Raw genomic sequence first — 9,111 nt, 5'->3', positions numbered from 1 at the left:
TAAAAAACAGATAAATATAGCCGATTAATTGGTGTCGTTATTGTCTTTAAAAAAACATTGAATAACACCAAAAAAAATCAAGACCACAGTAAAATCATCAAAAAAATGTAGTTAATATAGTTTAAAATTCGTCTATATCTGATTTAAACCTGACACAACATAAAAGCATCGTGCCTAAAAGCATTGCTATTGACATAAAAACAGTAGGAATTGACAAAAAAATGGCTTACCGAGCTTATATGGTTGTTAGGTACGTGTTGCCTATTCAACGACAACTCAACGAATGTAGTAACCGCAACACAATGATAAATCTAACAAAGCAGGGAAACTAACATGCATATTAAAAGAGCTAAAATTGCTACTGCTGTCAGCGCTGCCTTCATAACATGCGCCGCTGGTTTTGCTACCGCAGATAGCCCAAGCCTTGGAAATGACCCTATTCGCATCGTAATGCCCTATGGGGCCGGCGGTAGCACCGATATCACTGCCCGTATTATTGCGGCTAATGCGGCTGAGCACTGCGGCACACGAATTGACGTGGTGAGCATGCCTGGAGCCGGAGGCATGGAAGGCTTACAGTTTGTCGCCGACGCAGAGCCTAATGGTCACACCATCTTGATGGCCGATTACTCAGCAACCATTACCCAAACGCTAACAGAAGAAACCGACTGGGATGTTGAAGACTGGGCACCGATCGTACACCTCACCGACTGGAAACCAACGGTTTACGTAAAAGCCGACCACGAGATTCAAAGCATAGAAGATTGGGTAGCGCTGGCTGAAGCGGAGCCGAATTCGTTAGTGTTTGGCCATGCCGACCCGCTTAGCTTGGTTCATTTGCCGCTCGTACTGCTTGAAATGGAAACCGGCATTCAAAATGTTCACTTACCAACCACTGGTGGTGGTGAGACACGCACAATGATCCTTGGTGGTCACATTGATTTAGGCATGACGCTTCCGCCTTCTATTGTTTCGAATGTAAATTCTGGAGAAGTTACCGCAATAGGTGTGTTTGCAGACGAGCGTTCCGATGTACTACCTGACGTTCCGACATTTAAAGAAGCGGGTTACGACGTATCGTTCGAGGCCCCCCTGTTGGTTTACACCTTCTCTTCTGTCCCTGAGTCAATTCAACAAGAACTGTCCGAATGCATCATTAAAGGTCTTGAATCGGACACCGCACAAACCATGAGTACTCAAGCATCGGCTGGCTTGAATAACGTGCAAGGAATCGAAAGCGCTCAAGCTATTTATCGCGACACGACTGTGCGCGTTAGCGAAGTACTGGCAGCTATTAACGAAGAATAACGCCTCCCCCCAGGCCCCGCCCCGGTAATTTACCGGGGCTATTTCATTATATTAGAGCTTCGCCGGAGAGCGCTGATGCTTGATCTTATTATTCAGGCCAGTCATTTGGCCTTTCACCCCTACGTATTGATGTATGTTTTTCTAGGCGTTTTGCTTGGTATTACCTTAGGCGCAATACCTGGCCTTTCAGGCGATATGGCCATCGCTCTATTGCTGCCTTTTGTGTTTTTCTTAGAGCCTGCGATGGCAATGGGTCTGCTGGTAGGTATTTATAAAGGCGGTTTATTTGGTGGCTCAATTTCCGCTATTTCCTTTGGTGTACCGGGTACACCAGGAGCAGCTGCAACAAGCATCGATGGTTATCAAGCAAAACTTAAAGGGAAGCCCAGTAAAGCATTACATACAGCGCTTTACTCCTCGGTTATTGGCGATACCACCAGTGACTTAGTGTTAATTTTTATTGCGGTTCCGCTGGCTGCTATTGCTCTTACATTTGGCCCGATTGAGTTTTTTGCTCTTTATGCGTTTTCGTTAATTCTCATTGCTGCGCTTAGCCAAGGCATGGTGGCTAAGGGGCTCGCTGTTGCTGCTATCGGCATTTTATTAGCGATGATCGGACGCGACCCTATCACAGGTGCGGTTCGTTTGACCTTTGGCATTCCTGGGCTGGCTGGCGGGTTGAGTCTTATACCTGTACTGATTGGTATCTTTGCGATTTCGGAAGTGGTTTTCCAAGGCGCTAAGCTATGGCGGCGTAAAGTCGACAAGCTTATGGACGATGTCGCCGAACAGGCTAGCTTGCTGCAAGGCTATGACATTAGCAAAGACAAATTGACCTGGGCTGAGTTTAAATCAACTCTTAAAGCAACCTACATTGGCGCAGCGGTAGGTACCTTTATTGGCGCACTCCCAGGCGCTGGCCAATCACTAGCGGCCTTTATGAGTTACGGCTTGGCACAACGTTTTTCCAAGCGCCCGGAAGAGTTTGGTAAGGGGTCCTTAGAAGGCATCGCCAGCGCGGAATCGGGTAACAGTGCCACCGCAGGTTCTACGTTTATTCCTCTTTTTGCCTTCGGGATTCCCGGTAGTGCGACTGCAGCTCTCTTTGGTGCCGCTTTCATTCTGATGGGCATGACCCCAGGGCCAAGCCTGCTAAGTGATAATACCGAGATTATTTACGCGTTATTCTTCACGCTGATTTTTGCTAACTTGGTCAACTTGGTTCTCGGCAAACTGCTACTGCCCTACTATTCGCGCATTGCCATGATTCAGCCGGGCTATATGATCCCCGCCGTGTTTATTTTAGCGATTGTAGGTACCTACGCCGCCAATAATTCAACGATGGATGTTTGGGTATTACTCTTTGCCGGTCTGCTGGGTATTACCTTGAAGCTACTGAGCTTCCCGTTAGCACCGTTGGTACTTGGCTTTATTATTGGCCCAGGAGCTGAGCGTGCGCTTCGCCAGTCAATGATTATGGGTGGTGGCGATTGGTGGGTATTAGTGAAAAGCCCCATTGCGATTGGCTTTTATATAGCTGCTTTCGTTTTGATTCTGCTCTTCACGCTGGCATTGAGGGCTAAAAAATGAACCATACTCTTATTAAAGAGCTACTGGCCGCGGCCGTTGTTTTATCGCTGGGGATAGCTGGCCTGATCCATATACAGCTAGGCGCTTGGAGACCCGCGCCCCTGGTGCCCTCTTACATCATGCCGCAGACCGCTTATTACTTTTTGATTGCGTCGGGCGTGTGGATATTAGGCGGCATCGGCTTGTTCGCCGTTCGCAAGCGCTTGGCTAACCTCGCGCCACCCAACGCAGAGCAGCATGACCTAGTAGCGGTGGGCGTGTCCGTATTCGTTATGATAATCGGCGCGGTGTTTTACTTTCTGGCAGTGCTTAACATTGGACTAGTAGTTTCAACCGTGGTGTTTAATGCAATATTGGTAGCCGTATTGGCACCTAATGCATCATTAAAAACAGTGCTGATTGTTCCTCTACTGGTTGGCCTTGTTGTGTGGCTGCTCTTTATGAAGTTAATCGGCATGACCTTACCAACGCCCTTGCTATTTTAGCCAACGGAAACAAGCGCAACCTGAACGAGGTGTTAGCAATGTGAAGACCTCTGGAGAAATAGCACACCACCCGTTTGCGGTGATGTTTTCCACTACCTTGGTGCTCGCTTACGCCTCGTTAATAGCGCTTTATCCGGCTGCCATCGCTCCCGAGCTGGCTCAATCTCTGGGAGTATCCTCTTCGGCAGTCGGACTTCAGCTTAGCCTTATTTTCGGCGGCGCTATATTGTCGTCTCTGATCGGGGGACCCCTCACAAGACGTTTGGGGCCCTGCCGAACAAGCCAACTATCACTCGCGTTATTAGGCAGCGGCGCACTCTTCCTTTCTGTACCCACACTACCTTCCTTTGCTATCGCTTCGTTGGTGGCTGGCCTTGGCTATGGGCTAACTAACCCAGCTGCCTCATTGCTGCTTGTGCGCTTCACACCTAGCCAGCATCGTGGACTTATTTTTTCTATCAAGCAAACAGGCGTGCCTTTAGGGGGGGTGATAGCAGGCGCGACGGCACCGCTAATCGCTGTCACGCTAGGTTGGCAGACAGGTTTGTGGCTCTACGGAGCGCTGGCTGTTGTCGGCATTTTGTTACTACAGCCCAATATTTCCTACTGGGACGATCAGCGAACGCCCGGATCGCCTTGGCTTTCACGACCATTTGCTGGGGTCGCGCTAGTGTGGCAGCAGCCTTCATTACGCTATGTGGCTTTATTAAGCCTCTGTTTCGCAACGATCCAACTTTCAATATCCGCCTTTACCGTCGCTTTGCTGGTAGAGGATGTCGCGTTCAGTTTAGTGGATGCGGGGCTGGTAATGTCAACGCTACAAGTGAGCGGCGTGCTCGGACGTATCGCCTGGGGGTGGTTGGGTGACCGTCTGGGAAACCGTTTTCTGACCCTGCTTATCATTGCAGCTACGACGACCCTAGGATGTATGCTTATTGCCTCCATGTCTGCGTCTTGGCCGAATGTCTTGGTGGTTGTCATTCTGTGCTTAACCGGCTTTGCCAGCTTAGGCTGGAATGGCGTATTTATGGCGGAAGTCGCGCAACTCTCGCCAACAAACCGCGTAGCAGATGCAGCGGGGGGCTGCCTAGTATTTACCTATAGCGGTGTACTATTCGGCTTACCTATCTTCGCGTCATTGCACGCTTGGCTCGGCAACTATCCCAGCGTTTTTGGTCTATTGTCTGGATTGGCTCTTGCAAGCATAGGCTTTCTTTGGCTTGCCCATTTGCACCGGCATTCCAGTACGTCTTAAACTCCACCCACCGCCAAACAGCTTACGCTACCTGACGATGGGCGGGCTCAGTCCTACCTCAACGCTATTAGCTCAACGCTTCCAACGACTCCTCAATAATACTCAACCCCTCTTCCAACACCGCAGACGACACCGTCAGCGGCACCAGAATGCGGATGCTGTTGCCGTAGAAGCCACACGAAAGCAGGATCAGGCCTTTCTCGCGGGCTTTGGCGCACAGCGCTCCGGTCATCTGCGGGTCGGGCTTGCCTTCAACGTTGAGCAGTTCGAACGCGGCCATGGCACCGAGTTGGCGGCCGTGGGCGACGGCGGGGAAGCGTTCTCCCCATACCGCGAAGCGCTCGGCGAGCATGTTGCCCATCTGCTCGCTGCGGGCCAGGATGTTCTCTTCTTCGATGGCCTCGATTACCGCCAGGGCCGCCGCGCAGGAGAGCGGGTTGCCGCTGTAGGTGCCGCCCAGGGAGTTGGGGCCAGAGGCGTCCATCACCTTGGCGGTGCCGACTACCGCAGAGAGCGGCATGCCGTTGGCGAGGCTCTTGGCGGTGGTGAGAATGTCCGCTTCAATGCCGCTGTGTTCCAGCGCAAACAGCTTGCCGGTACGGGCAAAGCCGGACTGCACTTCGTCGGCGATCAGCAGAATGCCGTGTTCGTCGCACAGGGCGCGCAGGGCTTTCAGGTAATCCGGCGAGGCGATGTAGAAGCCGCCTTCACCCTGTACCGGCTCGATCACGATGGCCGCCGTGCGGTGCGGGGCGATATCGGTCTTGAACAGCGTGCGAATGGCGCTCAGCGAGGCTTCTTCACTGATGCCGTGCAGCGGGTTGGGGAACGGGGCGCGGAACACGTCGCCCGGCATGGGGCCGAAGTCGTTCTTGTAGGGCAGCACCTTGCCGGTCATCGCCAGGGTCATCATGGTGCGGCCGTGGAAGGCACCATCAAAGGTGATGATGCCGGTGCGGCCAGTGGCGGCGCGGGCAATCTTCACGGCGTTTTCCAGCGCTTCGGCACCGGTGTTCACCAGCATCGCCTTGCGCTCGGGGCCGCGCACCGGCGTCAGTTCGCAGAGCTTTTGGCATAGCTGCACGTAGGGCGCGTAGGAGATCACCGCCGCGCTGGTGTGCATGACTTTCTTGAGCTGCGCTTCCACGGCGGCAACGATTTTCGGGTGGCGGTGGCCCAGGTTGAGCACGCCAATGCCGCCCGCGAAGTCGATCCAGCGTTTGCCGTCGGCGTCCCACAGTTCGGCGTTTTCGGCGCGCTCGGCAAACTGGGTGGTCGGCGTGGCGGCACCGTTGGCCACGAAGCGGTTTTTCAGGTCGTTCAATTCTTGGTTAGTCATCATCGTTCTCTTTATAAACCGCCAACGCAGACGTATTTCAGTTCAGTAAATTCATCCAACCCGTGGTGGGAGCCTTCGCGGCCCAGCCCGGACTCTTTCACACCGCCAAACGGCGCAAGCTCGGTAGAGATCAAGCCTTCGTTCACGCCCACCATGCCGTACTCCAACTGCTCCATGGTGCGCCAGATGCGGCGATAATCCGTGGCGTAGAAGTAAGCGGCTAGGCCAAACGGGGTGTCGTTGGCCATGGCGATGGCTTCTTCATCGCGCTGGAAGCGGAACACCGGCGCGACCGGGCCGAAGGTCTCTTCATCAGCCACGGTCATTTCGGTGGTCACATCCGCCAGCACCGTGGGGGTAAAGAAGCGCTCCCCCGCCGCGTGGGGCTGGCCACCGCACAGCAGGCGCGCGCCTTTATTCACCGCGTCATCGACGTGGCGCTGCACTTTATCCACGGCGGCTTGGTTGATCAGCGGACCGATGATGCTGCCGTCGGCCAGGCCGTCGCCTACCTTCAATGCATTCACACGTTCGGTGAGCTTGGCGACGAAGGCATCGTAAATGCCGTCCTGCACCAGGAAGCGGTTGGTGCACACGCAGGTTTGCCCGGCGTTGCGGAATTTGGAGGCGATGGCCCCGTTCACGGCGGCGTCCACATCGGCGTCATCAAACACGATAAAGGGCGCATTGCCGCCCAATTCCATGGCGGTTTTCTTCACCGTGCTGGCGCACTGGGCGAGCAGGTGTTTGCCAACAGGGGTGGAGCCAGTAAACGACACTTTGCGCACTCGGGGGTCGGTGGTGAGCACTTCACCTACCGCTGCCGGTTTTGATGCGGTCACCACGTTAATGGTGCCTGCGGGCAGGCCCGCTTCCAGCGCTAAATAGGCAGCGGCCAGCGCGGTGAGCGGCGTGGCTTCAGCGGGTTTAATCACCACGGTGCAGCCAGCGGCCAGGGCCGGGGCGCACTTGCGGGTAATCATCGCCAGCGGGAAGTTCCACGGAGTAATCGCCGCCACCACGCCCACCGGCTCGCGCAGTACCAGCAGGCGTTTATCCGCGCCGTGGCTGGGCAGGGTTTCCCCCGCCATGCGCTTGGCTTCTTCGGCGAAGAACTCGATGAACGATGCGCCGTAGGTCACTTCGCCTTTGGCTTCCGCCAGCGGCTTGCCCTGCTCCAGGGTCATCAGGCGGGCTAGGTCGTCGGCGTGCTCATTGACCAGCTCAAACCAGCGGCGCAGCAGGGCCGAGCGCTGTTTCACCGGAGTGGCGCGCCACGCGGCACCGGCTTCATAAGCGGCGGCCACGGCGTCGCGGGTGTCGTCGGCGCTTAAATCCGCCACGTGGGCAATGGTCTCGCCGGTGGCGGGGTTATCGACGGCAAAGGTCTGCTGGCCTTTGCGCCACTCGTCGCCCACCAGGGCGGGGACGGCATTGTGCAACCACTGTTCGATAAAGCTCATGACTTTCTCCTGGTTTACAACATGTCCTGCACACTAGCAGTAATGTGCCAGCAGGCGAATGCACCACTTTTTCGTTCAACCAGACCACTTTTCTGTTTTACTAACTAAACGGGGAGCATCGTGACGGTAAGAGGATACGGATGGTTTGCCAGGACGTGTTACAGCAGCTCGTAAAGCACTATGCGCAGCAACCTGAGCGCTTGAGTAAACAGGTGCGGTTAGAGCAAGCCTTGAGGCAGGCGGTCACCCAGGCGTGGCCGAACCAAACTCGCCTGCCGTCACACCGGCAGCTAGCAGTAACGCTAGGCGTTGCTCGACACACGCTGTCCCGTGCCATTGCGTCGCTTATCGAAGAAGGCCTGTTGACGACGTTTCATGGCAAGGGCACTTGGAGCTGTAAGAAAGAGGCGTCTGTTGCGCCCACATCAACCACCGTTCAACTTTCAACACGCGCTCAACAAGTGTTGCGCTGGCCAGGGGCGAGCACGGTGCAAAGCGGTGCCTTTGTACCTGGCATACCGGATATCGCCCAGTTTCCTATGCGCAAGTGGCGCCAACTTTATGCCAGCGTTACGGTGCCGCAAAATGCTTTGTTGCTGTCTTATTCCACCGGTGGTTATGGGCCGCTTAAGCGCGCTATTCGTGAATTTCTGGCGCATTGGCGCAACATTCATTGTGATACGGAACAGATCATCATCACCGACGGCACCCATAACGGCATTGAGCTGTGCGCCATGGCATTGGCCGATGTGGGTGGCACCGTGGCGATGGAGTCGCCCTGCTACTGGGGGGCACGCAATGTGTTTACCGCTGCGGGCTTAACGGTTGAGATGGTGCCCTGGTTTCCTGACAAGGGGCATGCTTTTCCGAAGGTGGCTGGCAACATTTCCCTCGCTTATTTGACCGGCTCTCATCATTACCCACTCAGCGTGCCCACCCGCGCGGCTCATAAGCAGCAGTTCTGTGATGCGTTATCGCCCACCTATGTGGTGGAAGATGACTACGAATTCACCCGCGACGATCATACTAATCTGCTGTTTGACCCACATTCGGAACGCCATTTATTGGTGGGTTCATTCTCCAAAATGATGTTTCCAGGCTTACGGCTTGGCTACTTAGTGGTGCCACGGCATTTGGCCGCCCCTATGAACCGTCTGCGCAGCGAGCTATTCCGTGAAGGCCGTATGCTTGAACAAGCGGTACTGGCGCAGTTTATTTTTGACGGCGATTTAGACACTTGGTGTCGTCGTATCCAACCGGAATATTTGGGTCGCCAGCAAGTGCTACATGATCAGCTACGTTTACTGCCTAAGGTGCGCCACGTATCACCACCCAGTAGCGCAATAAGCTTGTGCATCGAATTTGAACCCGGCGTGAACGATGTTGCGCTTGCCCAGGCACTGATGAAAGAACATTTGATTGTGCGTCCACTTAGCCCCGTATGTGCTAAAACAGACCAGAGGGTAGGGCTGGTTATGGGCGTAGGCATGTTGTCAGGGGAAACCTTGGCACGCGAAGCCCAGCGGATTCGCCGCTGTTTAGAGAAGCTACTTCGCTAGTCGAGGTGTTAGAAGAGAGATGTCATTGACTCGATTACCATATTGATAAGCGTATTGATGTAAATTTATTCATAAAAGCTTATTCATAAGAACTTATTTATAAGAACTTGGC

Annotated in this window: 7 protein-coding genes; 5 read left to right on the top strand and 2 right to left on the bottom strand. The window is 54.2% G+C overall.

The window, feature by feature from the left end:
• Positions 1-333 precede the first annotated feature (333 nt).
• The 4 genes from MOY_RS14735 (at position 334) to MOY_RS14720 (ending at position 4,638) form a co-directional block, all read left to right on the top strand.
• A complete protein-coding gene (locus MOY_RS14735; protein ID WP_009101253.1) occupies positions 334-1,308 on the top strand; it encodes a Bug family tripartite tricarboxylate transporter substrate binding protein in 975 nt (324 codons plus the stop codon).
• Between the two features lie 75 nt (positions 1,309-1,383).
• Positions 1,384-2,898: a tripartite tricarboxylate transporter permease gene (locus MOY_RS14730; protein WP_009101251.1), complete on the top strand. Its 1,515-nt coding sequence runs from the start codon at positions 1,384-1,386 to the stop codon at positions 2,896-2,898.
• On the top strand, positions 2,895-3,383 hold the full coding sequence (locus MOY_RS14725; protein ID WP_009101249.1) for a tripartite tricarboxylate transporter TctB family protein: 489 nt from the start codon (positions 2,895-2,897) through the stop codon (positions 3,381-3,383). The genes MOY_RS14730 and MOY_RS14725 overlap by 4 nt, the downstream gene beginning before the upstream one ends.
• A 40-nt stretch (positions 3,384-3,423) precedes the next feature.
• Complete coding sequence (locus tag MOY_RS14720; protein ID WP_009101246.1) at positions 3,424-4,638, top strand: MFS transporter; 1,215 nt, start codon at positions 3,424-3,426, stop codon at positions 4,636-4,638.
• A gap of 67 nt (positions 4,639-4,705) precedes the next feature.
• Here the strand turns inward: MOY_RS14720 and gabT are convergent, their stop codons facing one another.
• Positions 4,706-5,977: a 4-aminobutyrate--2-oxoglutarate transaminase gene (gabT, locus tag MOY_RS14715; protein WP_009101244.1), complete on the bottom strand. Its 1,272-nt coding sequence runs from the start codon at positions 5,975-5,977 to the stop codon at positions 4,706-4,708.
• Between the two features lie 11 nt (positions 5,978-5,988).
• The gene (locus tag MOY_RS14710) at positions 5,989-7,440 is read right to left on the bottom strand and encodes an NAD-dependent succinate-semialdehyde dehydrogenase (RefSeq protein ID WP_009101242.1); all 1,452 of its coding nucleotides are present in this window, start codon (positions 7,438-7,440) and stop codon (positions 5,989-5,991) included.
• A 140-nt stretch (positions 7,441-7,580) separates the two neighbouring features.
• Between MOY_RS14710 and MOY_RS14705 the strand changes: the two genes are divergently transcribed.
• Complete coding sequence (locus MOY_RS14705) at positions 7,581-8,999, top strand: aminotransferase-like domain-containing protein (protein ID WP_009101240.1); 1,419 nt, start codon at positions 7,581-7,583, stop codon at positions 8,997-8,999.
• The last annotated feature ends 112 nt before the right edge of the window (positions 9,000-9,111 follow it).

Source organism: Halomonas sp. GFAJ-1 (assembly GCF_000236625.2).
Classification (GTDB): Bacteria; Pseudomonadota; Gammaproteobacteria; order Pseudomonadales; family Halomonadaceae; genus Vreelandella.
The sequence above is the reverse complement of the archived record's forward strand: the minus strand, read 5'-3'. Positions and strand labels throughout refer to the sequence as shown.